Genomic DNA, 23,608 nt, shown 5'->3' with positions numbered 1-23,608 from the left:
CGATGTGGACCGGGGCGAAGATGTCGTCAGGCAGCTGTACGGCCGTTGGCGCGGCCCGCTGCACGGCTACGTCCTGCGCCTGGTCGGCGGTGACCACCAGCACGCCGAGGACGTCGTCCAGGAGACGTTGCTGCGCGCCTGGCGGCACGTTGACGAGCTGACCCCCGCCGACGCGGGGCCGTGGCTCTACACGGTGGCCCGCAACCTGGTCATCTCCGGCTTCCGCAAGCGCGGCGGTCGCAGGTCCGAGGTGCCGATCGAACCGGACGACCTGCCACCGGTCGCCGACGAGGTGGAGCACGTCCTGCAGAGCTGGCAGGTGGCGGAGGCGTTGCGGGCGCTGAGCGTCGACCACCGCAACGTGGTGGTCGAGCTGTACTACCGGCGGCGTTCGGTCGCCGAGGCGGCGGCGGTGCTGGGCATCCCGTCCGGCACGGTCAAGTCGCGCTGCTTCTACGCCCTGCGTGCGCTGCGCGACGCGTTGGAGGAACGCGGGGTGACCGAGTCATGAGCTGTGCGCGGACCGTGGCGCTCGGCGCCTACCTGCTCGGCTCGCTCGACCCGGCGGAGCGGTCGGCGTTCGAGCGGCACGTGCGCGGTTGTTCCACCTGCCGGCGGGAGATGGTGCGGCTCGCGCCGTTGCCGGGGCTGCTCAGCCAGGTGCGACTGGACGACCTGGAGCTGCCGTTCGACGACCCGGCGCCTGGTCCCGACCTGTGGCCGCTGCCGCCGGAGCCCGAACCGGAGCCCGTGCCTGTGCCCGAGCCGACCCGAAGGCAACGGTGGCCGGTGCTGGTCGGCGCGGGGGTGCTGGTGGTGCTCGTCGCGTTGGGCGCGGTGGTCGTGCCGCGCCTGGTCGGCGAGGACGCCGTGACGTGGCACGCCTCCGACGCCACCTCCGGCGTGGTGGCCAGCGCGGACCTCGTCGGCAAGTCGTGGGGCACCGAGCTGTGGCTGACCGTCGAGCACATGCCCCCGGGCCTGAGGTGCAAGCTGATCGTGCACGACCGGGCCGGGCGGACCGAGGTCGGCGGCTGGTGGGGCACCGACCACGCGCCGGACGAGCGGATCCCCGGCTCCACGTCGTTCCCGGTGGCGGAGATCGAACGGCTGGACCTGGTGGTCGACATGGAGGTGCTGGTCTCGGTCCGGCCGTGATCGCGCTGGTCAGCGTGCCGACGACTGGTGACGGGCCCGCACGGGTACTCTGCCCGGCGTGCACCTCAAGAGCCTGACGCTGAAGGGCTTCAAGTCCTTCGCCTCGGCTACCACGCTGCGCTTCGAGCCGGGCATCACGTGCGTCGTCGGACCGAACGGGTCCGGCAAGTCGAACGTGCTCGACGCGCTGCGCTGGGTGATGGGCACGCAGGGCGCGAAGGACCTGCGCGGCGGCAAGATGGAGGACGTCATCTTCGCCGGCACGTCCGGCCGCGCGCCGCTCGGCCGCGCCGAGGTGACGCTGACCATCGACAACTCCGACGGCGCGCTGCCGATCGACTACGTCGAGGTGTCGATCACCCGCCGGATGTTCCGCGAGGGCGCCACCGAGTACGAGATCAACGGCAACTCCTGCCGGTTGATGGACATCCAGGAGCTGCTCAGCGACTCCGGCATCGGCCGCGAGATGCACGTGATCGTCGGCCAGGGCCAGCTCGCCGCGATCCTGGAGTCCAAGCCCGAGGAGCGGCGGGCGTTCGTCGAGGAGGCCGCGGGCGTCCTCAAGCACCGCAAGCGCAAGGAGAAGGCGCTGCGGAAGCTGGAGGCGATGCAGGCGAACCTGACCCGCCTCACCGATCTCACCGCCGAGTTGCGCCGCCAGCTCAAGCCGCTGGGCAAGCAGGCCGAGATCGCCCGGCGCGCGCAGGTCGTGCAGTCGGAGCTGCGGGACGCCCGGATGCGGCTGCTCGCCGACGACCTGGTGACGCAGCGCGAGGCGTTGGCGCGCGAGGAGCAGGACGAGGCCGCCGCCCGCGCCCGCCGCGCCGAGGTGGAGAAGTCGCTGCAACAGGCGCAGCTGCAGCAGAACGAGCTGGAGGACCAGGTCGCGGCCGACGCGCCGAAGCTCCAGCGGGCCCAGGACACCTGGTACCGGCTGTCGGCGCTGGAGGAACGGCTGCGCGGCACGGTGCGGCTGGCCGTGGAACGGGAGCGGCACCTGTCCGCGGCGGTGGACGCGCCGCGCGGCGGGCGTGACCCGGACGAGCTGGAAGCCGAGGCCGAGCAGACCGCGCTTTTGGAGCAGGAGCTGCAGGACGGCGTCACGGAGGCGCGGGTCGGGCTCGCGGAGGCCGTGGAGACGCGGGCCGAGCTGGAGCGGATGGTGTCCGCGGCGGAGAAGGCGCACCTGGCCGCGGTGCGCGCGATCGCCGACCGGCGCGAGGGCCTGGCCCGGCTGTCCGGGCAGGTGGAGGCGTTGCGGTCGAAGACGAGCGCGACCGCCGAGGAGATCGAGCGGATGTCGACCGCGCTGGCCGAGGCGGTCGAGCGGTCCGAGGTCGCGCAGCAGGAACTGGCCGAGGCCCGTGAGGTGACCGGGACCGAGGACGAGGACGACGTCGGGCTGGACGAGCGGCACCGGCTGGCGGTCGAGGCCGACGACGCCGCGCGCCGCCGGGTCGAGGAGCTGGTCAAGGCCGAGCGGACGGCCGAGCGCGACATCGCGTCGTGGAAGGCGAGGGTGGACGCGCTGTCGCTGGGCCTGACCCGCAAGGACGGCGCGGGCGCGTTGCTGGCGTCCCGGCTGCCGGGGTTGCTCGGGTCGGTCGCGGCGCTGCTGACCGTGGAGCCGGGCGCGGAGGTCGCGCTGGCGGCGGCGCTGGGTCCGATCGCGGACGCGGTCGCGGTGGCGTCCGGGGCGGACGCGGTGGCGGCGCTGGAGCTGTTGAAGGAGCAGGACACCGGTCGGGCCGGTGTGCTGGTGGGCGGTGCGCCGGTGAGCGTCGACCGGTCCGGCTGGCCGTCGTTGCCGTCGGGTGCGCGGTGGGCCGTGGACGTGGTGCGGGCGCCGGAGCCGTTGCGGCCCGCGTTGCACCGGGCGTTGGACCGGGTCGCGGTGGTGGACGCGCTGGCCACGGCGCGGGCGTTGGTCGACGAGCACCCTTCGGTGCGCGCGGTGACCCGTGACGGCGACGTGCTGGGCGCGGACTGGGCGGTCGGCGGGTCGGGGCGCAGCCAGAGCGTCATCGAGGTCCAGGCCGCGGTGGACGAGGCGTCCGAGAAGCTGGCGCTGGCGGAGCGCGCGCTGGAGCAGTCCACGGCGGCTCTGGAAGGTGCGCGGGCCGAGCAGCAGGCACGCCGGGCCGAGGTCAGCGCGGTGAAGGAGCAACTCAACGAGGCCAAGGTGCGCCGTGCCCGGTCGTCGGAGCGGCTGAACCGGCTGGCGGCGGCGGTGCGTTCGGCCGAGGCCGAGGTGGACCGCGTGCGGGCGCAGCGGGAGAAGGTCGAGGCGGCCCGCGAGGAGAACCTGCTCAAGCTCGGTGAGCTGGAAGAACGCCTGCTCGTGGCGCAGGAGCAGCCGCTGGACGACGAGCCGGACACCGCGCACCGCGACGAGATGGCCGCCGAGCTGGCCGCCGCCCGCCAGGGCGAGGTGGACGCCCGGCTGGCGCTGCGGACCGCCGAGGAACGCGCCCGCGCGTTGCAGGGCAAGGCCGAAGGGCTGCGGCGGGCGGCGCGGGCCGAGCGCGAGGCGCGGGAACGTGCCCAGCGCGCGCACGCGGCCCGTGCCCGTGGTGCGGTCGTGGCGAAGGCCGTGGTGCGCGGCGGTGAGATCGCGCTGGAGAAGATCGCCGCGTCGCTGGCGCGGGCGGCTCGCGAGCGTGACGCGGCGCAGGAGCGCAAGGCGCAGCGCGAGACGTACCTGGCGCAGGTGCGCAACCTGGTGCGGGAGATGTCGGTCGAGCTGGAGAAGCTGACCGACGCCGTGCACCGCGACGAGGTGCTGCGGGCCGAGCAGCGGATGCGCATCGAGCAGCTGGAGACCAAGGTCGCCGAGGAGTTCGGCATCGGCCTGGAGGACCTGGTCGCCGAGTACGGCCCGGACGTGTTCATCCCGCCGTCACCGCAGGAGGTCGCCGAGTACGAGGCGGCCAAGGAGCGCGGCGAGCTGGTGACCGCGCCGCAGCCGATGCCGTACGACCGGGACACGCAGGCGCGGCGGGCCAAGCGGGCCGAGCGGGACCTGTCGCTGCTGGGCAAGGTCAACCCGTTGGCGCTGGAGGAGTTCGCGGCGCTGGAGGAGCGGTACAAGTTCCTGTCCAACCAGCTGGAGGACATCAAGGCGACCCGGCGCGACCTGCTGACCGTGGTGAAGGAGGTCGACGACAAGATCCTGGAGGTCTTCACGTCGGCCTACGAGGACGTCGCGCGCGAGTTCGAGGTCGTGTTCAAGGTGCTGTTCCCCGGCGGCGAGGGACGGCTGGTGCTGACCGAGCCGGACGACATGCTGACCACCGGCATCGAGCTGGAGGCCCGGCCGCCGGGCAAGAAGGTCAAGCGGCTGTCGTTGTTGTCGGGTGGCGAGAAGTCGCTCGCGGCGGTGGCGATGCTGGTGGCGATCTTCCGCGCGCGGCCGTCGCCGTTCTACGTAATGGACGAGGTCGAGGCGGCGCTGGACGACACCAACCTGCACCGGCTGATCGGCCTGTTCGAGCAGCTGCGGGAGCACTCGCAGCTGCTGATCATCACGCACCAGAAGCCGACGATGGAGATCGCCGACGCGCTGTACGGCGTGTCGATGCGCGGTGACGGCATCAGCCAGGTGATCTCCCAACGCCTCCGCGGCGAGGACAAGCCGAAGCGCGCCAAGGCCACCGCGACCACCGAAGTCGCGCCCGAGCCCGACACCACACCGGAAGGCGAGACCGCCGCCGACGCCACGCCGGGAGTCCCGGCCGCCGCCGAGTCCGCGCCGGACGCGCCTGCCGCCGCCGACTTCGTGCCGAAGGCTCCAGCCGCTGCCGAGCCCACGCCGGACGCGCCTGCCGTTGCCGACGCCACGCCGGAAGTCCCGGCCGCCGCCGAGTCCGCGCCGGCCGTCACCGAGCCGGCGGAGGTCGAGCCCGACCCGTCTGCCTAGTCGAGGCGCAGGATGGTCTCCTCGATCCCGGCGTTCCGGGCGTTGGCGTAGGAGACCTCGGTGCCGGTGACCGTGAACCCCGCTTTCCGCAGGACCGCGAGCGAGCCGAGGTTGTCGCCGGCGGCGCGGGCGTGCAGCGGCCGGACCGCGACCGCGTCGAGGAACAGCGCCAGCGCACGGCTCGCGACCCCCTGACCCCAGACCGACCGGTCGAGCCAGTACGTGATCTCGGTGTCACCCTCCACCACGAAGCTGGAGATGGTGCCGACGAGCCGCCCGTCCAAGGTCACCGCGCGCAGCGTGATGTCGGGGGCTGCCCGGATCTTCGCCATGTGGGCGTCGAACGCCGCGCGGTCGTCGGGGTCCTTGGCCGTGAAAGCGGCCATCCGCACCGACTCCGGATCCCTCATCTGCTCGAACAGCGCGTCGAGGTCGGCATCCTCGACCGGCCGCAGTGCCACCTCTGCCACTGTTGCTCCCCTTGGTTGAACCCGCCGGGAACGTATCAGCGGCCACCGACAATTCACGGAGGTCAGCGTTCGTCGAGGAGCTTCGCCTCGGCCGGCGTCGGCGCGGTGCCACCCAGGTGGGCTGGCTGCCACCACTGGCCTTCGCCCGGGCCCGGGTAACGGGCCTGGGCGTCGTCCAGCAGTTCCTGCATCCGCTCGCGCAGCGCCGCGTCCGTGGTCGGCTCCATCGGCTCGCCGACGATGATCGTGATCGGCACGTGCCGCTGCGTCAGGGACTTGGGCCGACCCTTGGTCCACAGCCGCTGGGTGCCCCAGACGGCCGTCGGCAGCAACGGCACGCCGGCTTCCGCGGCCATCCGCACGGCGCCGCTCTTCACGTCCTTGACGGTGAACGAACGGCTGATCGTGGCCTCGGGGAAGATCCCGACGACCTCGCCGGACCGCAGCGCGTCCAACGCCTGCTGGTAGGACGCCTGCCCGGCGGCCCGGTCCACCGGGATGTGGTGCATCCCGCGCATGAGCGGGCCGGACACGCGGTGCTTGAACACCTCGTGCTTGGCCATGAACCGGACCAGCCTGCGCGCGGGCTGCGCGCCGTAGCCGGCGAAGATGAAATCGAGGTAGGAGACGTGGTTCGAGGCCAGCACGGCCCCGCCGGTGGTCGGCACGTGCTCCGCGCCCTCCACGGTGATCCGCATGTCGAGCACGCGGAACATCAGCTTGGCCGCGGCGATCACCGGCGGGTACACGCGATCTGGCATGAACCCCAGCGTACGTTACTCGTCAGTAGTGCGATCGTGTTCGCGCACCACCCGTGGAACGCCGGCCAGGTCCTCCTCATTGCACAGCAGCTTGAGGGCGTAGTACGGCGAACCCTTGGTGTCGTCGTAGTCCAGGTGGACCGCGATCACGTCGACCGCTTCACCGAGCCAGTCCTGTGTCTGCCGCAGCCAGGAGGCCGCGCGCTCCAACGCGCTGGGCAGGTCGTCGTCGCGGAACTCGACCGGCCGGTAGGGGACCTCCTGCACCTGGTCCCGCTGGTTGGCAGGCATCGGCAGGTCTACCGCCACCCCGCTGTCGTTGAGTTCGAGTTGGATCGTTTCCTCGCTCACCCTCCCAGGGTTCCCCAACGGGAAACGCGCGGCAAGAGATGTCGGTCATCCGAGGCTGACCGGCAACTCGGCCAAACCGCTGACCAGGACCCTCCGCCACGCCAGCTCCTCGACCGGCCGTGCCGCCCGCAGCCCGGGAAACCGCCGCAGGAGCACCCGCAGCGCCTCCTGCAGCTCGATCCGGGCCAGCTGCGCACCGAGGCAGAAGTGGGGGCCGATGCCGAGCGCGAGGTGCTGGTTGGGCGTGCGCGTGAGGTCCAACACGTCCGGTGAGGTGAACGCGCGCGGGTCCCGGTTGGCCGAACCGATGGCCGCCATCACACCCTCACCGGCCCGGACGACGACGCCCGCGATCTCCACGTCCTCCAGCGCCACCCGCAGCTGGCCGACCTCGCTGAGCCTGGTGAACCGCATCAGCTCCTCGACCGCGCTCGGCAGCAGCGCCGGGTCGGCCACCAGCCGCTCCCACTGCGACCGCTCGCGCAGGAGGGTGGCGACGAAGCTGGTGATCTGGTTGGCCGACGTCTCGTGCCCCGCGACCAGCAGGTTCAACGCGAACGCGACCAGCTCGTCGTGCGTCAGCGGCGTCGTGCACAGCTCGTCCAGCAGGTCGTGCGACCGGGGCTCCCGCCGCTTCTCGGCGACCAACCCGCCCATGTACTCCAGCAGGCTCGCCATCGCTGCCTCGACCCGCGGCTGCTCGGACATCTCCAGGCTGTACGCGAGCTCGACCCACTCCCGGAACCGCTCCCGGTCGGCGTACGGCACGCCGAGCAGCGTGCAGATGACCTGGATCGGCAACGGCAGCGCGTACACCCGCCGCAGGTCGGCGCCGTCCACCACGTCGCCGGCCAGCCGTTCGCACAGCTCCCGCACCCACGGCTGGGTCTGCGAGATCCGCCGGTGCGAGAACGCGCCGGACACGAGCTTGCGCAGCCGGGTGTGCTCGGGCGGGTCGGTGGTCGGCAGGGTGCCGGGCAGCGGCCGGGACACGCCGACGCGGGGCGCGCCCGCCGCCACCACCCCCGCCCGGGAGAACCGCGGGTCGGCCAGCACCAGCTTCACGTCGTCGTACCGGGTGACCAGCCACACCTCGGCGCCCGCGAGCGTGCGGACCCGGACCACCGGCGACTCCTCCCGCAGCCGGGCCCAGGTCGGCGACGGGTCGAAGGCGAAGGCGTCGGCGAAGGGGATGTCGAGGACGTCGTCCGTCATGTCCTCGACGCTAGGAGTCGACGGGAGCGCGGTGCGAGCGCCATCCGGTGCGCATCGGCGGCCGGACCAGCTCGACGCGGGGTGGGCGACGTCACGTCCCGCCCGGTGGGCACCCGAAAACTCCCTCGCGTTCTGCCGACCTCGCGGGTGACCATTCCAGGCATGTACGACATCCGTCCCGCCGCCCAGGACGACCTGGACGCCGTGCTCGCGCTGGTCCTGCGGCTGCAGGCCGACGACGCGCACCACATCGGCTACCTCGGCGAGACGCTCGGCGACATCGCCGCGGAGCTGGCCGAGTTCGAGCCCGACTGGGCCTCGTGCACGCTGGTCGCCACCGACGACTCGGGGTGGGTGGTCGGCGCGCTCAGCGTCGAGGTCGACCCCGAGTCAGGCCGCGCCTACCTGCACGGACCGTTCGTGGACGTGCCGGTCAACCACCCGGCGGGCAGCCGGATCTGGGACCAGACCGCCGACGCCCTCTACGCCGCCGCCGAGCCGCTGCTCGACGGGATCGCCGACCGCGAGCTGCTCGGCCACACCGGGCACCGGAGGCTGGCCGCGTTCGCCGAACGGCACCGCTTCTCCGCCGCACGGCCGTGCGGCATCCACGTCCTCGACGGCGATGGCCTGCGCGGCCTGCTGCTGCGCGAGGCGAGCTGTCCGCGCACCGGCCCGGCCCGCGAGATGCGCGTGCTGCCGACCGACCCGGCCGTGCACGAGGCGGTGGCCGTGCTGCACGAGCGGTGCTTCCCCAAGACCTACCTGTCGGGTCGCAAGCTCGTGGACGGCAGCCGGCGGCACACCGTGGTGGTCGCGCTGGACGGCGACCGGGTCCTTGGTTACGCCTCGGGCAAGGCCGAGCCGGGCGAGTTCTACCTGGACTTCGTGGCCGTGGAGCCGGACGTGCGCGGGCAGGGCGTCGGCGCGGCACTGGTCACCGAGCTGGTGTGGAAGCTGGCCGAGAAATCCGGGGCACGGCCGCAGGTCGCCGCCGCGATACTGGCCGGCAACCGCTCCTCCCAACGGCTCTTCGACCGGCTCGGCTTCCGCCTCCACCTCGAACTCGTCGCCTACCGCGCCAACGCCGCCTGACCGCGTCAGGCCGCCTTGGCCGACACCGCGTCCGGCACGTCCGGCGGCTGGTAGCCCTTGTGCCGCAACGACATCAGCCCACCCACGACCAACGTGACCAGCACACCGAGCACCGTGTACCAGGGGTAGGCCAGCGACACGATCTTCTGGGCGGGCGCCGCCGGCGAGAAGTCGATCGCCAGGGTCGCGTCCGGACCGACGAACTTCACGCCCAGGATCACGAACGCCATCACGACCACCGTGACCGCGAACGCCACCACCGCGTCGAGTTCCCGCGCCTTGCGGAACACCAGGCCGAGCAGGAAAGCGCCGAGCAGCGCGCCGTAGGTGAACCCGGCGATCGACAGGCCCTGCTCCACGATCGGGTTGCCGCGGCGGGTCAGCGTGGCGAACAGCCCGGCGCACACGATCAGCAGACCGGCCCACACCACCGTCCAGATCCGACCCTGCTTGAACACCTCGGCCTCGGTCATCGGCCGCCGCACCACGCGCTGCACGACGTCGGTCACGGTCGAGGAGGCCAGCGCGCCCAACGACGACGACAGCGCCGCCGCCAGGATGCCCGCGATTACGAACCCGGACAGGCCCGACGGCATGTCGTTGACGATGAAGTTGGCGAACACCTCGTCGTTGTTGTTGAGCCCGAGGTCCTTGACGGGGTTGGCCGCCTTGTAGAACGCCCACAGCATCACGCCGATGAACAGGAACAGCGCGAACTGCAGGAACACCACCACACCGCTGGCGATCAACGCCTTCTGCGCGCCGCGGACGTCCTTGGTGGCCATCAGCCGCTGCACGATGAGCTGGTCCGCGCCGTGCGAGGCCATGGACAGCACCGCGCCACCGATGAACGCGACCACGATCGCGTACGGGGAGGTGAGCGGGCTGGCGTTGAAGTCGAGGATCTGGAACTTGCCCGCGTCGGCGGCACTGGCGAACCACCCGTCGGGCAGCTTGCCGTTCAGCACCAGGATCACCGCGAACGCGCCGACGACGTACCAGAGCATCTGGATCGCGTCGACCCACACCACGGCCCGCACGCCGCCGAGGAAGCTGTAGACGACCATCGCGATGCCCAGCGCGGCCACGATCACCCAGTACGACACGTCCACGCCGTACGCGACGAGCACGACCTTGATCGGGATGGCGGTGGCGAACAGCCGCAAGCCGTCCGCCAGCAGCCGGGTGACGAGGAACGTCACCGACGCCGTGCTCTGGATGTTGCGCCCGAACCGCTTGCCGAGGAACCCGTACGCGGTGATCAGCTCACCGGCGATGTACTTCGGCAGCAGCACGAACGACACCACGATCCGGCCGATCAGGTAGCCGACGGCCAGCGACAGGAACGTCATCGTGCCCAGGTAGGCGACCGTCGGCACGCTCAGCACGGTCAGCGTGGACGTCTCCGCCGACACCACCGACACGCACACGACCCACCACGAGATGCGGCGTTCGCTGACGAAGTAGTCGGTGGCGGAGCGCTGGCGCCCGGCGATCCACACGCCCAGCAACGGCATGCCCACCAGGAACAGCACGATGATGCCGACATCAAGTGCGCGCATGGTCTCCTCCATCCGACAGCCGCTCACAGCGGCGGATCGTCAATCCCGTCACGGCGGTGAGAACGGGCTCGGGCAGGCGCAGCGGGTAGCGGCCGGGGGTGATCGACCCGAGCGGGCGCGGACCGGCGGCACCGGTGGCGGACGGCACGTTCGCGGGCAGGCCGTGCCAGGTCAGGAAGCCCAGCAGGGCGGCGAGGTACGCCTCCTTGCCCGCGGCGGGCAGTCCCAGTTCGTCGCTCGTGCGCAGGTCCACGTGCCGGCTCAACGACTCGATCAGCACGGGGTTGCGCATGCCGCCGCCGGAGCCGATGACGATGCCCTCGCACTCGGCGGCGATCGTGCGCACGGTCAGTTCGGTCAGCGTGGCCAGCAGGTCCTCGGCGGGCATGGTGAGGCCCTCGGTGACGCGGTCCAGGTAGGCGCGGTTGAAGTGCTCCTTGCCGGTCGACTTGGGCGCGGTGCGGGCGTAGTACGGGTCGGCCAGCAGGCGGTCGAGCAGCTCGGCGTGAACCTGGCCGCGGCGGGCGAACTCGCCGTCGGTGTCCTGGTTGCGCAGGCCCCCGGACAGCACGGTCATCGCCGCGTCCATGAGCGCGTTGCCCGGTCCGGTGTCGTAGGCGATCACACCTTCGGGCGAAACCTTGGTGATGTTGGCGATGCCGCCGATGTTCAGCGCGGTGGCCGGCCTGCCCTCGTCCGCGGCGAACCCGGCCAGCCAGAGGGCGTCCAAAGTGCTCGCCAAGGGCGCGCCGTGACCGCCCGCGGCGACGTCGCGGACCCGCAGGTCGGACACCACCGGCAGGCCCGTGGCTTCGGCTATCCACGCGGGCTGGCCCAGTTGCAGGGTGCCCAGGCAGCGGCCGTCCTCGACCCAGTGGTGCACGGTCTGGCCCAGTGACGACACCAGGTCGCCCTGGTACCGGGCCGCCACGTCGGCGAACGCCTGGCCGAGCCGGGTGTCGAGCGCGCACAGCTCGGCTGCGCTGGTCGGCGGCTCGCGCAGGTCTTCCGGGAACGGGTGCTCGGCGTGCTCCACTGGGGTCAGCACGACGGTCAGGCCGTCCAGGGACAGGTCGGCCACGGCGACGTCGATGGCGTCCATCGACGTGCCCGAGATGAGCCCGATCACCCTCACGCCCTGTGGTCTATTCCACACTGCACGCTTGCGCAAGAGTGTTGGTGGGAAAGTTGCTTCAAATCTACCTAGTTCGTAGATCGTCAACATACGGTGGCGTGCGAGGATTGCCGCGTGTCCACCACGTCCCTGATCTGGATCATCGTCGTCGTCGCGGCACTGCTCGCGGTCGCCCTCGTGACGGGCGTCGTGCTGGCGCGGCGCCGGCGGATCAGCCTCACCGAGCCCGAGCAGGACAAGCCCGCGAAGGGCTACCAAGCCGGTGGTGCGATCACGTTCAACGCGTCCGCGCCACCGGTGGCCGAACCGACCAGACCCGCCGAGCCGGTCGAGCGCACCGGGGCGTCACCCGCGCCCACTCCGACGCACACCCCGGCGCCCACGCCCGCGCCCGCCAAGCCGGTCGAACCGGTCGAGCACCCGGTCGCCGAGCGCACCGAGGTCGACGGCCAGCCGGGTGTCGGTGACGACGCGGCGGTGCCGCGCGACTCGGTCAAGCGCGGGTTCGTCGAGGTGGAACTGCCCGAGGAAGCCTCCGAGATCGAGGAGATCGAGCCGACCGCCGGTCGGTTGGAACGGCTGCGCGGGCGGCTGTCGCGGTCGCGGTCGACGTTCGGGCAGAGCCTGCTGGGGCTGCTCGGCGCGGGCGACCTGGACGAGGACTCGTGGACCGACATCGAGGACACGCTGCTGATGGCGGACCTGGGTGCGGCGGTCACCGACCAGGTCGTCGCGGCGCTGCGGGAGCAGATCGTGGCGCGCGGTGTGCGCACGGCCGACGACGTGCGGGCGTTGCTGCGCGACGTGCTGGTCGACGCGCTGCACCCGGAGATGGTCCGCGCGGTGAACGCGTTGCCGCACACCAACGGTTCCGGCAACCTCAAGCCCGCCGTCGTGCTGGTGGTCGGGGTGAACGGCGTCGGCAAGACCACGACGACGGGCAAGCTGGCGCGGGTGCTGGTGGCCGACGGCCGCACCGTGTTGCTGGGTGCGGCGGACACCTTCCGCGCGGCCGCGGCCGACCAGTTGGAGACGTGGGGTTCGCGCGTGGGTGCGACGACCATCCGCGGCGCGGAGGGCGCCGACCCGGCTTCGGTGGCGTTCGAGGCGGTGAAGCGGGGCGTCGAGGCCGGTGTGGACACCGTGCTGATCGACACCGCGGGCCGGCTGCACACCAAGACCGGCCTGATGGACGAGCTGGGCAAGGTCAAGCGCGTGGTGGAGAAGCAGGCGGCGGTGGACGAGGTGCTGCTCGTGCTCGACGCCACCACCGGGCAGAACGGCCTGACCCAGGCGCGGGTGTTCGCCGAGGTGGTGGACGTGACCGGCATCGTGCTGACCAAGCTGGACGGCACCGCCAAGGGCGGCATCGTGTTCCAGGTCCAGCGCGAGCTGGGCGTCCCCGTGAAGCTCGTCGGCCTGGGCGAGGGCGCCGACCACCTGGCCCCGTTCGAACCGACCGCCTTCGTCGACGCGCTCCTCACCTGACCAATAACCGGCGTGTCCTACGTTCCGAACAACCGTGTCCTACGTTCAGAACAGCCATGTTGAACACTCAGAACCGGTCGATCTTGTCCTGAGCGTTCAACATGGGGTGCCTGAACGTAGGACACGCGCGTTCGGAACGTAGGACACGCGCGTTCTGAGCGTTGGACACGCGCGGCGGTTAGCGGTGGGAGTGGGTGGAGAGGCGGGTGGCGGTGGCCAGGATGGCAGGGACGATGCGGGAGAGCGAGTCCTTGGTCAGGCGGCTGTCCGGGCCCGAGACGGAGACGGCGGCCAGGGTCGGGGCGCCGTGCAGGGGAACGGCGACGCAGCGGACGCCCAGCTCCTGCTCGCTCTCATCCAAGGCGTAACCCTGCTCGGCGATCTGGTCCAGCGAGGCCAGGAGCTCGTCCGGGTCGGTGATGGTGTTCGGCGTGTAGGCGGGCAGGCCCGTGCGGGCCAGCAGGGCGCGCACCTCGTCACGCGGCAGCTGGGACAGCATCGCCTTGCCCACGCCCGTGCCGTGCGGCAGCAGCCGGCGGCCCACCTCGGTGAACATCCGCATCGAGTGCCGTGACGGCACCTGCGCCACGTACACCACCTCGTCACCGTCCAGCACGGCCAGGTTCGCGGTCTCCTCCACCTGGTCGACCAACTGCGCCAGCAACGGCCGCGCCCACGTGCCGAACTGCCGTGACGCGGTCTCGCCGAGCCGGATCAGCCGGGACCCGAGCGTGTACCGGCGGTTGCTGTTCTGCCGCACGTACCCCAGCGTGACAAGGGTGCGGATCAGCCGGTGGATGGTCGGCAACGGCAGCCCGGAGGTGGCGGCGAGCTCGGACAGGCTCGCCTCGCCCCCGGCGTCGGCGAGGCGTTCCAGCAGGTCGAAGGCGCGTTGGAGCGACTGCACGCCGCCCGTGGACTCCCGTGCCACCGACATCACTCCTTCGTTGCCGTTCCGCGTGGTGAAAACTATAGTCCGCGAAGTAGAAACCGACTCGGAATCGAGGTGGGCTTCCATGTCCGGTGTTCGCGTCCTCGGGGGCGAAGTGGAGCGCGGGGACGAGATCCTCACGCCGGACGCGCTGGAGTTCGTGGCGGGCCTGCACCGCGACTTCGCCGCCATCCGTGACGAACTGGTCGCACGCCGCGCGCAACGCCGCCCGCTGGGTTTCCTGGACGAGACGAGGGACATCCGCGAGGGTGACTGGCGGGTCGCCGAGGCGCCCGAACCGCTGCGCGACCGGCGGGTCGAGATCACCGGCCCCACCGAGCGCAAGATGACGGTCAACGCGCTGAACTCCGGCGCGAAGGTGTGGCTGGCCGACCTGGAGGACGCCAACACCCCGCACTGGCACAACGTCGTCTCCGGCCAGGTCAACCTGTACGACGCGGCCCGGGGCACGGTCGAGTACACCTCCCCGGAGGGCAAGCACTACACCCTGCGCGACGACGTGCCGCGGCCGACGATCGTGGTCCGGCCGCGCGGCTGGCACCTGCCCGAACGGCACATCGAGATCGACGGCAAGCCCGCTGTGGGCGCGCTCGTCGACTTCGGCCTGCACTTCTTCCACAACGCCGAACTGGGCAGGCCCTACTACTACCTGCCGAAGATGGAGAGCCACCTCGAAGCCCGGCTGTGGAACGACGTGTTCACCGCCGCGCAGCAACGGCTCGGCGTACCGCACGGCACGATCCGCGCCACCGTGCTGATCGAGACGATCCCCGCCGCGTTCGAGATGGACGAGATCCTCTACGAGCTGCGCGACCACGCCTCGGGCCTGAACGCGGGCCGCTGGGACTACCTGTTCAGCATCATCAAGTACTTCCGCGACGCCGGGCCGGACTTCGTGCTGCCCGACCGCAACAGCATCACGATGACCGTGCCGTTCATGCGCGCCTACACCGAACTGCTCGTGCACACGTGCCACAAGCGCGGCGCCTTCGCCATGGGCGGCATGGCCGCGTTCATCCCGAACCGGCGCGACCCGGAGGTCACCCGCGCGGCGCTCGCGAAGGTGCGTGACGACAAGCGCCGCGAGGCGGGCGACGGCTTTGACGGCTCGTGGGTGGCGCACCCCGACCTGGTGCCGGTGTGCGCGGAGATCTTCGACCAGAAGTTCTGGGACCACCCGAACCAGCTGGACGAGCTGCGGCCGGAGGTGTCGGTCACCGCCGAGCAGTTGCTGGACTTCACGTCGGCGGACGGCAGCGCCACCCGCGCGGGCGTCGAGTCCGCTGTCGACGTCGGCGTGCGCTACCTGCTGTCGTGGCTGGGCGGCAACGGGGCGGCGGCCATCCACAACCTGATGGAGGACGCCGCCACCGCCGAGATCTCCCGCTCGCAGCTGTGGCAGTGGGTGCACAACGACGTCGTGCTGGACGACGGCACGCCCGTCACCGCCGAGCTGGTGCGCACCGTGCTGGCGCAGGTGAAGGAGGAGCTCGACGGCGAGCACCTCGACCTGGCCGTGGAGCTGTTCGAGCAGGTCGCGCTGGCCGACGAGTTCGCGGACTTCCTGACCCTGCCCGCCTACGAGCGGATCGGCTGACGTGCCGCGGACGTCGTTGTCGGTCGAGGCGGTGCGGGCGGTCACCGCGCGGCTGTCCGATGTGGAGCTGCGCGCGCCGGAGGGCCGCCAGCCCGTGCACACCTGCTACGTGCCCGCCGACCGCGTGACGCCGTCCACGCCCGCCGACTGGGGCGCGCAAGCGCTTGCGGCACTGGATGAGCACGCCCCGGACGGGCTGGCGGGCGTGCTCGACCTCGCGCCGGACGTGGCCGAGGTCGTGGACGCGCGGGTGCGGGCGAAGTTGCGCGGCGAGCCGGTGGAGGACCTGCGGATCGACTTCGAGGACGGCTACGGCGCCCGGTCCGACGCGGAGGAGGACTCCGACGCCGAACGCACCGCGCACGTGGTGCGGGACTGGCTGCGCGACGGCGTGGCACCGCTCAGGTTCGGGCTGCGGATGAAGTCGTTCGACACCAGGACGTCGCGCGAGCGCGGCATCCGGACGCTGGACGTCTTCCTCACCGCGCTGGGCGAGGCGCCCGAGGGTTTCGTGATCACGTTCCCGAAGGTCACCTCGGTCGCGCAGGTGGAGGTGCTCGGCGACGTGCTGGACCTGTTCGGGCTGCCGCTGCGGTTCGAGATCCAGGTCGAGACGACCCAGTCGATCGTGGACCGCGAAGGCAGGCTGGCGTTGCCGCGGTTCATCGAAGCGGGCCGCGGCCGGGTCAGCGGGCTGCACTTCGGCACGTACGACTACACGGCGGGCTGCGGGTTGGGCGCGGCGCACCAGCACCTGGCGCACGGCGCGTGCGACTTCGCCCGCCACGTCATGCAGGTGTCCGCGGCGGGCACCGGTGTCGCGCTGTCCGACGGCTCCACCAACGTGCTGCCGGTCGGCGACGACGTGCACGGGGGCTGGCGCACGCACTACCGGCTGGTGCGGCGGTCGTTGGCGCACGGCTTCTACCAGGGCTGGGACCTGCACCCGGCGCAGCTGGTGACCAGGTACGCGGCCGTGCACGCGTTCCACCTCGAAGGCGTGGACGCGGACGCCCGCCGGCTCAAGGCGTACGTGGCGCGGGCCGGCGGTTCGGTGCTGGACGAGCCCGCGACCGCCCAGGCGCTGTCCACGTCGTTCCTCCGCGCCTTGGACTGCGGTGCCCTGGACGAGGACGAAATCCGCCGTGCGACAGGACTCAGCGTGATCGAATTGCAGGCCCTAGCCAGAAGAGAGTGATCACGGCATCGCTGGATGGGGTGATCCTCGATCCGGCGAAGGGCCGAAACGAGCTATACCGGTCAGTGTGTGTGCATGACCATGAGGGCCGGCTTGTGGACCGGGCTGCCGGACCTGGAGCGGGCGGAGTTCCGCTATCAGGTGGTGGCGTGCGCGGCGGACGTGGACGTGCTCATCGCCGCCTTGGCGCGGCCCGAGTGCAATGACGGGATGTTGGAGCACTTCGGGCGACCACCCGACGCCGAGGGCGAGAGCGACCACAACCTGGTGCTCGCCGTGCGCGGCTCGTGGGGCTACCTCAACTACGTGGACGACGAGTTCACCGGCTGGCCGAAGGGCGAGCCGGACGCGCCGTACGTGGACGAGACCTACACCGACTTCCCGCCGGGCGTGGGCGTGCCGCTGATGACCTACCGCGACATCCTGCTGGAGTTCATGTTCACCGCCCGCCGGCCGACCGTCGTGGACTGGTACGAGGAGGCCGACCTGTTCCACGCCTGGCGGTTGCAGCGGATGGCGCTGCACAAGAAGGTGACGGGCGACAAGATGTGACCGTGCTCCCCGGCCCGCGGGAGCACGGTCGGCGCTCAGAACGACGGCAGGGTGTACCAGGCCGAGCCGGCGTCCTCGGCGTCGTCACGCAGCACGGCGCCCTCGATCAGCCCGTACGGCCGGTCGGCGGCGTAGAACACCTCGTTGTCGTTGGTCAGGCCGAACGGCGACAGGTCCACCGCGAAGTGGTGCTTGTTCGGCATCGACAACCGCACCTCGGCCACCTCGGGCCGGGCCTTCAGCACCGCCTCGCCCATCGCGTACAGGGTCTGCTGCAACGACAGGCTGTGCTTGGCCGCGAACGTCGCCAGCAGCAGCCGCCGGATCTCGGTGAAGCTCTTCGCCCAGTCGATCCCGTCGCCCTCGCCTTGGTAGCGCCACCGCGCCGTCACCGACGTGGCCAGGATCCGGTCGTCGGTCTCCCGCAACGTCGTGTACTCGTCGCGCGGGAAGCCGTGGAACTCCGACCCGGTCGTCTTCAGCACGACCAGGTCCCGCACGCCCGACACCACCCACGCGCGCTCGCCGTCGATCGTCACGGCGGTCGTGCGCTTCTCGGTGCTGCCTTGCACGAACGAGTGGTCGTTGCCCTCGATGCGCTCCCACGCGTGCTCGTCGATGAGCACGCGGGCGCCCGTGATCGCCTCCTGGGTCGAGACGAAGTGCCTGCCCAGGCGCAGCGCGAAGTCCTCGATCTCGCCGACCGGAGCCTGCTTGGCGAAGGCGTAGACGGTGTTCTTCTGCGTGTCGGTCGCCAGCACCTTCGAGTTGTCGCCGGTCAGGTGGGTGTCCGCCAGGTCGCCGCGCAGGGAGGTGCTGACCGTGAGGTCCTTGATCGTGTGCACGGCGCCGTCGCGGGTCACCGTGACGAGGCGGTTCTCCGCCTTCCCGTACTGGTTGGGCCCCAGGACGATGGCCATCGGTCAGCTCCCTCGGTAGGTCGTGTAGGCGAACGGGCTCAACAGGATCGGGACGTGCAGGTGCGGCGGATCGCCGGTGACCCGGAAGGCGACGGTGATCTCCGGGTAGAACGGCGTGTCGACCTCGAACACCAGCCGGTGCACGCCGGGCTCCAGGTCCCGTGCGAACCGCAGCCGGCCGTCGTCGTCGGTGACGCCGTCGGCGAGCACCTCGCCGTCGCGCTCCAACCGGACCGGCACGCCGACCCGCGGTCGTCCGGCCTCGGCGTCGAGCACGTGCGTCGACAGCGTCGTCATGCCAGCACCTTCCTCAGCCGCAGTGCCGCGATCTTCGCCAGTTCCCGGTTCACCACGCGCAGTTCCACGTCCGGCGGGTTGCCCATCCGGGACGTGAGGTCGGCCAGCATCTGTTCGCCGCTCAGCCCGGTCGCGCACACCAGGTAGATGTGCCCGAACCGGTCCTCGTAGGCGGTGTTGGCGGCGAGCAGCCGATCGGTGAGCGACGCCGTGACGCCGGACTGCTCGTCGGCCGACCACTTCGCCGACACGCCGTCGCCCGTGGCCCGCTCCCCGATGCGGGGGTGGCCCGCGATGGCGGCGTGGACCTCCTCGTCGGTCAGGTCGGCGTGCCGGTCGGACGCGGCGAGCAACGCGTCCACGTCGGTGTAGGGGCGGCCGGCGAGCAGTGCGTCGACCCAGCGCGGCACCGCGAGGCATTCGGCGAGCAGGGGGCGCAGAGGGGCCGCCGGTGCGGAGTTGAACCCTTCCAGGTCGGGCACAAAGGCTCCCTTTTCTGTATCGCGGAATCCCATTTCCGCAAGGAGGGACGGTACGAGTGCCCTCCGAGCGTGTCAACAGTCTTGCGCCGCCGTCGTCAGGCTGCCTACTCTCTCGATGTACGGAAGATAGCTTCCGCATTGTGGCAAGCTCGCCGCGGCGGGCGGCACCGCGGCGGCGAGCCTGCGTGACGCGGTGGTGGACGCCGAAATCGTCATCACCATGCTGCCCGACCACCCGCAGGTGGAAGAGGTCGTGCTGGGCACGGTCCTCGACGCGGTCGACCGCGGCACGCTCCTGGTCGACATGAGCACCATCCGCCCGGAGACGTCCCTCGCCGTGGCCGACGAAGGCGCGAAGCGGGGCGTGCGCGTGCTCGACGCGCCGGTGTCCGGCGGGCAGACCGGTGCCGAGCAGGCCAGTTTGTCGATCATGGTCGGCGGTGCGGAGGCCGACTTCGCCGCGGCCCGGCCGGTCCTCGACGTCCTCGGCAAGACCGTCGTGCACGTCGGCCCGCACGGCGCGGGCCAAGTGGTGAAGGCCGCGAACCAGCTCGTGGTCGGCGGCATCTACGCCCTGGTCGCCGAGGCGATCGTGCTGCTGGAGGCGTCCGGCGTGGACGCCAAGGCGGGCTTGGACGTCCTCGCGGGCGGGCTGGCCGCCAACCGGATCCTGGACCTCAAGCGCGCCGGCATGGTCGCGCGCGAGTTCCAGCCGGGTTTCCGCATCGACCTGCACCACAAGGACATGGGCATCGCGCTCGCCGCGGCCCGCCAGGTCGACGTCGCACTACCGGTGACGGGGCTGATCGCCCAGCTCATCGCGTCCGGCCGGGCACAGGGGTACGGATCCCTCGACCACTCGGCGCTGCTCAAGGTCATCGAGAACCTGTCCGGGAGGGCCTGATGGCTCGGATACCCGTCATGCGCGCGGTCGTGGAAGTCCTCAAGAGCGAGGGGATCGACACGGTCCTCGGCTGCCCCGGGGCGGCGATCCTGCCGCTCTACAAGGCGATGGAGGAAGTCGATCGTTCGCGCCTCGTTTTCCGACGATCGAAAAGCGTGATCGCCGGAAAAGGAGTCGCGAACGATCGACGCGACCTCGCGGTGCCGTGACGGGTCACGTCGTCGTCGCGCCCGACAAGTTCAAGGGCACGCTCACCGCACCGCGGGTCGCCGCCGCCGTCGCGCGCGGCCTGCGGGACGTGCGGCCCGACCTGGACGTGCGCTGCCTGCCGGTGGCCGACGGCGGCGACGGCACGGTCGACGCCGCCGTCGCCGCCGGGTTCGTCCGGGTCGGCCGCTGGGTCACCGGGCCGACCGGCACGCCCGTCCCGGCGAGCTTCGCGGTGCGCGGCGACACGGCGGTGGTCGAAGTGGCCGCCGCCTCCGGCCTGGCCCTGCTGGACCGTCCCGCTCCCATGACGGCGACCAGCAAGGGCACCGGTGAGCTGCTGCGCTCCGCCTACGACCTGGGCTGCCGGCGCGTGATCCTGGGCGTGGGCGGCAGCGCGTGCACCGATGGCGGCAAGGGGATGCTCGAAGGACTCGGCGACCGCGACCTGCGCGACGTCGAACTTGTCCTGGCCACCGACGTCGACAACCCCCTCCTCGGCCCGCGCGGTGCGGCAGCCGTCTACGGGCCGCAGAAGGGCGCGACCCGCCAACAGGTCCGGGAGCTGGAGGCCAGGCTCCGGGACTGGGCCGACGAGATCGACCCGTCCTACGCCGACCACCCGGGCGCCGGTGCGGCCGGCGGCATCGGGTTCGCCGCGCTCGCCGTGCTGGGCGCGACCACGCGTCCCGGGATCGACGTGGTGCTCGACCTGGTCGGGTTCGCCGACCACCTGCCCGGCGCCCGGCTGGTGATCACCGGCGAGGGTTCGCTGGACCACCAGACCGCGCACGGCAAGGCGCCGGCGGGCGTGGCCAGGGCTTCCTCCGGCGTGCCGGTCGTGGCGGTGACCGGCCGGTGCACGGTCGACCCGACGGGCCTGGGCATCGAGGCCGCCTACACGCTCCTGGACGTGGAGCCCGACCTGCGCCGCTGCCTGGCCGCCCCGGAACCGGTCCTCCGCCTTCTGGCCGGTCGCATCGCGGCTGACCGGCTGGGAGAGTGACGCGCATGGACCTCGTGCTCCGCGCTGCCCGAGTCGTGACCCCGGACGGTGAACGCCGCGCCGACGTCGGCGTCACCGGCGGTCGGATCGTGGCGGTGGCCGACCACCTGGACGCCGAGCGCGTCGTGACGCTCGCGGACGACGAGGTCCTCCTCCCCGGCCTGGTCGACACGCACGTCCACGTGAACGACCCGGGCCGCGGCGACTGGGAGGGCTTCGCCACCGCCACCAGGGCGGCGGCGGCCGGCGGCGTCACCACGATCGTCGACATGCCGCTCAACAGCCTGCCGCCGACCACGACGGTGGCAGCCCTGGAGGCCAAGCGGGAGGCGGCGCGGGACAACGCGCACGTCGACGTCGGCTTCTGGGGCGGCATCGTCCCGACGAACCTGGACGACTTGGCCGAGTTGCACGACGCCGGCGTGTTCGGCTTCAAGTGCTTCCTGGTCCACTCGGGCGTGGACGAGTTCCCGCACGTCACCGAAGACCAGCTCAGGGCCGCCTTGACCAGGCTCCGGCCACTGGACGCGCTCACGATCGTGCACGCCGAGGACCCCCACGAGGTCACCGAACCCGGCCCCGGCTACCGCGCGTTCCTCGACTCCCGGCCGCACCGCGCCGAGTCGCACGCCATCACCACCGTGGTCGACCTGGCCAACGAGACCGGGGCCAGGCTGCACGTGCTGCACCTGTCCAGCGGCGAGGCGGTGCGCCAGGTGCGCACGGCCAAGGACTTGGGGCTGCGGCTGACCGCCGAGACGTGCCCGCACTACCTGACGTTCGTCGCGGAGGAGATCGGCGACACCGCGACCGAGTTCAAGTGCTGCCCGCCGATCCGTGACGCGGCCAACCGCGAACAGCTCTGGCGGGCGTTGCGCGCGGACCTGATCGACCTCGTCGTCACCGACCACTCGCCGTGCACCCCGGAGCTGAAGCGCGGCGACTTCGCCACCGCCTGGGGCGGTATCGCGAGCCTGCAACTGGGCCTCCCGGCGGTCTGGACCCAAGCACGCCAACGCGGGCACGCGCTGACCGACGTGGTCCGCTGGATGGCCACGAAGCCCGCCGACCTGGTGGGCCTGAGCACCAAGGGCCGCATCGCACCCGGCGCGGACGCCGACTTCTGCGTGTTCGCCCCGGACGACGCGTTCGTGGTCGACCGCGCGGCGCTGCACCACCGCAACCCCGTCACGCCCTACCACGGCCGTCCGCTGGCGGGCGTGGTGCGGCAGACGTGGTTGCGCGGCCGACCGATCGACGACCGGCCGCGCGGCCGGTTGCTGGACAGAGGAGACGCATGACCCAAGCCCCCGGCTGGACGCGACTGCCCGACCTGGCCTGCCGCTCGGTGGGCGGCGGCGTGGTGTGGGCGAACGACGAGCTGTTCGCCGAACGCGAGAACCTGATCCGCAAGCCCGAGCCGCAGTACCAGACCTACACGTTCGGGCACAAGGGCCAGGTCTACGACGGCTGGGAGACCCGCCGCCGCCGGGACACCGGCGAGGACCACGCGATCGTCCGCCTCGGGCTGCCGGGCGTGATCAAGGGCGTCGTGGTCGACACCGCGTTCTTCAAGGGCAACTACCCGCCGTTCGCGTCCGTCGAGGCGACCTCCGCCGAGGGCTACCCGGCACCCGACGAGCTGACCGACTGGGAGACCGTCGTGCCCAAGTCGCCGCTCGAAGGCGACCGCAAGCACTACTTCGAGGTGTCCGCCCACCGCCGGTACACGCACGTGCGGCTGACCATCCACCCGGACGGCGGCGTGGCCAGGCTGCGCGTGCACGGCACCCCGGTCGCCGACCCGGACTTGATCCTCCCGGACGCGGTGGACCTGGCCGCCCTGGAGAACGGCGCCTCGGTCACCGCGTGCAGCAACATGTTCTACAGCGACCCGAGCAACCTCATCGCACCAGGTCAGGCCACCGTCATGGGCGAGGGCTGGGAGACCGCGCGCCGCCGTGACGACGGCAACGACTGGGTCGAGGTCGAGCTGGCCGCACCCGGCGTCATCCGGCTCGCCGAACTGGACACCAGCCACTTCAAGGGCAACGCCCCGGGCTGGGCGTCCATCAGGGGCCGCGACCGCACCGGCGCCGAGTTCGACGTCCTGCCCCGCACCCGCCTCCAACCGGACACCCGCCACCGCTTCCGCGTCGAGGACGCCCCCGAAGCCACCCACGCCCGTCTCGACATCTACCCGGACGGCGGGATGGCCAGGTTGCGGCTGTTCGGCTCCCTGACACCGGACGGCCTCCGGGTCATCACCCAGCGCTACCACGACCTGCGTCAGCCCTTGGGCTGATCACACGAGCGACTTCAGTCGGATGTGGCCCGTC

22 protein-coding genes and 1 pseudogene are annotated in these 23,608 nt (G+C 71.6%); 13 read left to right on the top strand and 10 right to left on the bottom strand.

Translation table 11 applies throughout. From position 1 onward, the window contains the following. Positions 1–4 precede the first annotated feature (4 nt). The 3 genes from A6A25_RS32045 to smc are packed head-to-tail and all read left to right on the top strand — an operon-like array spanning position 5 to position 5,077. On the top strand, positions 5–511 hold the full coding sequence (locus tag A6A25_RS32045) for a sigma-70 family RNA polymerase sigma factor (RefSeq protein WP_073896612.1): 507 nt from the start codon (positions 5–7) through the stop codon (positions 509–511). Beyond that, complete coding sequence (locus A6A25_RS32040) at positions 508–1,158, top strand: anti-sigma factor family protein (RefSeq protein WP_073896610.1); 651 nt, start codon at positions 508–510, stop codon at positions 1,156–1,158. Before A6A25_RS32045 ends, A6A25_RS32040 begins: the two co-directional genes overlap by 4 nt. A 58-nt stretch (positions 1,159–1,216) precedes the next feature. Further along, on the top strand, positions 1,217–5,077 hold the full coding sequence (gene smc / locus A6A25_RS32035) for a chromosome segregation protein SMC (protein WP_073896608.1): 3,861 nt from the start codon (positions 1,217–1,219) through the stop codon (positions 5,075–5,077). On the opposite strand, the gene A6A25_RS32030 is transcribed toward smc, so the two are convergent. From A6A25_RS32030 to A6A25_RS32015, 4 genes are all read right to left on the bottom strand, one after another. Continuing rightward, a complete protein-coding gene (locus A6A25_RS32030; protein WP_073896606.1) occupies positions 5,074–5,547 on the bottom strand; it encodes a GNAT family N-acetyltransferase in 474 nt (157 codons plus the stop codon). The two genes, smc and A6A25_RS32030, sit on opposite strands and share 4 nt — an antisense overlap. A 62-nt stretch (positions 5,548–5,609) precedes the next feature. After that, on the bottom strand, positions 5,610–6,308 hold the full coding sequence (locus tag A6A25_RS32025) for a lysophospholipid acyltransferase family protein (protein ID WP_073896604.1): 699 nt from the start codon (positions 6,306–6,308) through the stop codon (positions 5,610–5,612). A 15-nt stretch (positions 6,309–6,323) separates the two neighbouring features. Then, positions 6,324–6,659 (bottom strand): hypothetical protein, encoded by a 336-nt coding sequence (locus A6A25_RS32020; RefSeq protein ID WP_073896602.1) that lies wholly within the window; start codon positions 6,657–6,659, stop codon positions 6,324–6,326. A 45-nt stretch (positions 6,660–6,704) separates the two neighbouring features. Further along, on the bottom strand, positions 6,705–7,874 hold the full coding sequence (locus tag A6A25_RS32015) for a cytochrome P450 (RefSeq protein ID WP_073896600.1): 1,170 nt from the start codon (positions 7,872–7,874) through the stop codon (positions 6,705–6,707). Positions 7,875–8,036: 162 nt separating this feature from the next. Between A6A25_RS32015 and A6A25_RS32010 the strand changes: the two genes are divergently transcribed. Continuing rightward, positions 8,037–8,969, top strand: a complete 933-nt coding sequence (locus A6A25_RS32010; protein ID WP_073896598.1) for a GNAT family N-acetyltransferase — start codon at positions 8,037–8,039, stop codon at positions 8,967–8,969. Between the two features lie 5 nt (positions 8,970–8,974). On the opposite strand, the gene A6A25_RS32005 is transcribed toward A6A25_RS32010, so the two are convergent. After that, positions 8,975–10,531: a sodium:solute symporter gene (locus A6A25_RS32005; protein ID WP_073896663.1), complete on the bottom strand. Its 1,557-nt coding sequence runs from the start codon at positions 10,529–10,531 to the stop codon at positions 8,975–8,977. Beyond that, positions 10,518–11,666: an anhydro-N-acetylmuramic acid kinase gene (locus A6A25_RS32000; RefSeq protein WP_073896596.1), complete on the bottom strand. Its 1,149-nt coding sequence runs from the start codon at positions 11,664–11,666 to the stop codon at positions 10,518–10,520. The genes A6A25_RS32005 and A6A25_RS32000 overlap by 14 nt, the downstream gene beginning before the upstream one ends. Positions 11,667–11,780: 114 nt before the next feature. Between A6A25_RS32000 and ftsY the strand changes: the two genes are divergently transcribed. Continuing rightward, positions 11,781–13,154 (top strand): signal recognition particle-docking protein FtsY, encoded by a 1,374-nt coding sequence (gene ftsY / locus A6A25_RS31995; protein ID WP_073896594.1) that lies wholly within the window; start codon positions 11,781–11,783, stop codon positions 13,152–13,154. 178 nt (positions 13,155–13,332) lie between these two features. On the opposite strand, the gene A6A25_RS31990 is transcribed toward ftsY, so the two are convergent. Next, positions 13,333–14,091 (bottom strand): IclR family transcriptional regulator, encoded by a 759-nt coding sequence (locus A6A25_RS31990; protein WP_073896592.1) that lies wholly within the window; start codon positions 14,089–14,091, stop codon positions 13,333–13,335. Between the two features lie 79 nt (positions 14,092–14,170). On the opposite strand from A6A25_RS31990, the gene aceB reads away from it, so the two are divergent. The 3 genes from aceB (at position 14,171) to A6A25_RS31975 (ending at position 17,453) form a co-directional block, all read left to right on the top strand. After that, positions 14,171–15,703: a malate synthase A gene (gene aceB, locus A6A25_RS31985; protein ID WP_073896590.1), complete on the top strand. Its 1,533-nt coding sequence runs from the start codon at positions 14,171–14,173 to the stop codon at positions 15,701–15,703. Between the two features lies 1 nt (position 15,704). Next, a complete protein-coding gene (locus A6A25_RS31980) occupies positions 15,705–16,901 on the top strand; it encodes a DUF6986 family protein (RefSeq protein ID WP_073896588.1) in 1,197 nt (398 codons plus the stop codon). Between the two features lie 75 nt (positions 16,902–16,976). Beyond that, positions 16,977–17,453, top strand: coding sequence for an Imm1 family immunity protein (locus A6A25_RS31975; RefSeq protein WP_073896586.1), 477 nt, complete (start codon positions 16,977–16,979; stop codon positions 17,451–17,453). Between the two features lie 35 nt (positions 17,454–17,488). Here the strand turns inward: A6A25_RS31975 and pucL are convergent, their stop codons facing one another. From pucL to uraD, 3 genes are read right to left on the bottom strand one after another with little or no spacing between them, the layout of a single operon-like run. After that, complete coding sequence (gene pucL / locus A6A25_RS31970) at positions 17,489–18,373, bottom strand: factor-independent urate hydroxylase (RefSeq protein ID WP_073896584.1); 885 nt, start codon at positions 18,371–18,373, stop codon at positions 17,489–17,491. A gap of 3 nt (positions 18,374–18,376) precedes the next feature. Further along, positions 18,377–18,670, bottom strand: a complete 294-nt coding sequence (locus A6A25_RS31965; protein ID WP_073896581.1) for a hydroxyisourate hydrolase — start codon at positions 18,668–18,670, stop codon at positions 18,377–18,379. After that, on the bottom strand, positions 18,667–19,152 hold the full coding sequence (uraD, locus tag A6A25_RS31960) for a 2-oxo-4-hydroxy-4-carboxy-5-ureidoimidazoline decarboxylase (protein ID WP_073896579.1): 486 nt from the start codon (positions 19,150–19,152) through the stop codon (positions 18,667–18,669). Before uraD ends, A6A25_RS31965 begins: the two co-directional genes overlap by 4 nt. 145 nt (positions 19,153–19,297) lie before the next feature. On the opposite strand from uraD, the pseudogene A6A25_RS31955 reads away from it, so the two are divergent. The 5 genes and pseudogenes from A6A25_RS31955 to alc form a co-directional block, all read left to right on the top strand. Then, positions 19,298–20,056: pseudogene (locus A6A25_RS31955) on the top strand (NAD(P)-dependent oxidoreductase); the annotation flags it as partial. 17 nt (positions 20,057–20,073) lie between these two features. Continuing rightward, positions 20,074–20,265, top strand: a complete 192-nt coding sequence (locus A6A25_RS31950; RefSeq protein WP_198932932.1) for a thiamine pyrophosphate-binding protein — start codon at positions 20,074–20,076, stop codon at positions 20,263–20,265. Continuing rightward, positions 20,262–21,269 (top strand): glycerate kinase, encoded by a 1,008-nt coding sequence (locus A6A25_RS31945; RefSeq protein ID WP_073896574.1) that lies wholly within the window; start codon positions 20,262–20,264, stop codon positions 21,267–21,269. The genes A6A25_RS31950 and A6A25_RS31945 overlap by 4 nt, the downstream gene beginning before the upstream one ends. Positions 21,270–21,274: 5 nt before the next feature. Next, positions 21,275–22,570 carry an allantoinase AllB gene (allB, locus tag A6A25_RS31940; RefSeq protein ID WP_073896661.1) on the top strand — a complete coding sequence of 432 codons (1,296 nt, stop codon included), beginning with the start codon at positions 21,275–21,277 and terminating at the stop codon, positions 22,568–22,570. After that, the gene (alc, locus tag A6A25_RS31935; RefSeq protein ID WP_073896571.1) at positions 22,567–23,574 is read left to right on the top strand and encodes an allantoicase; all 1,008 of its coding nucleotides are present in this window, start codon (positions 22,567–22,569) and stop codon (positions 23,572–23,574) included. Before allB ends, alc begins: the two co-directional genes overlap by 4 nt. Positions 23,575–23,608 lie beyond the last annotated feature (34 nt).

This window comes from Saccharothrix sp. CB00851, from assembly GCF_001905065.1.
GTDB lineage: Bacteria > Actinomycetota > Actinomycetes > Mycobacteriales > Pseudonocardiaceae > Actinosynnema.
Note: the sequence above shows the minus strand (reverse complement) of the source record. Positions and strands in the feature narration are given on the sequence as shown.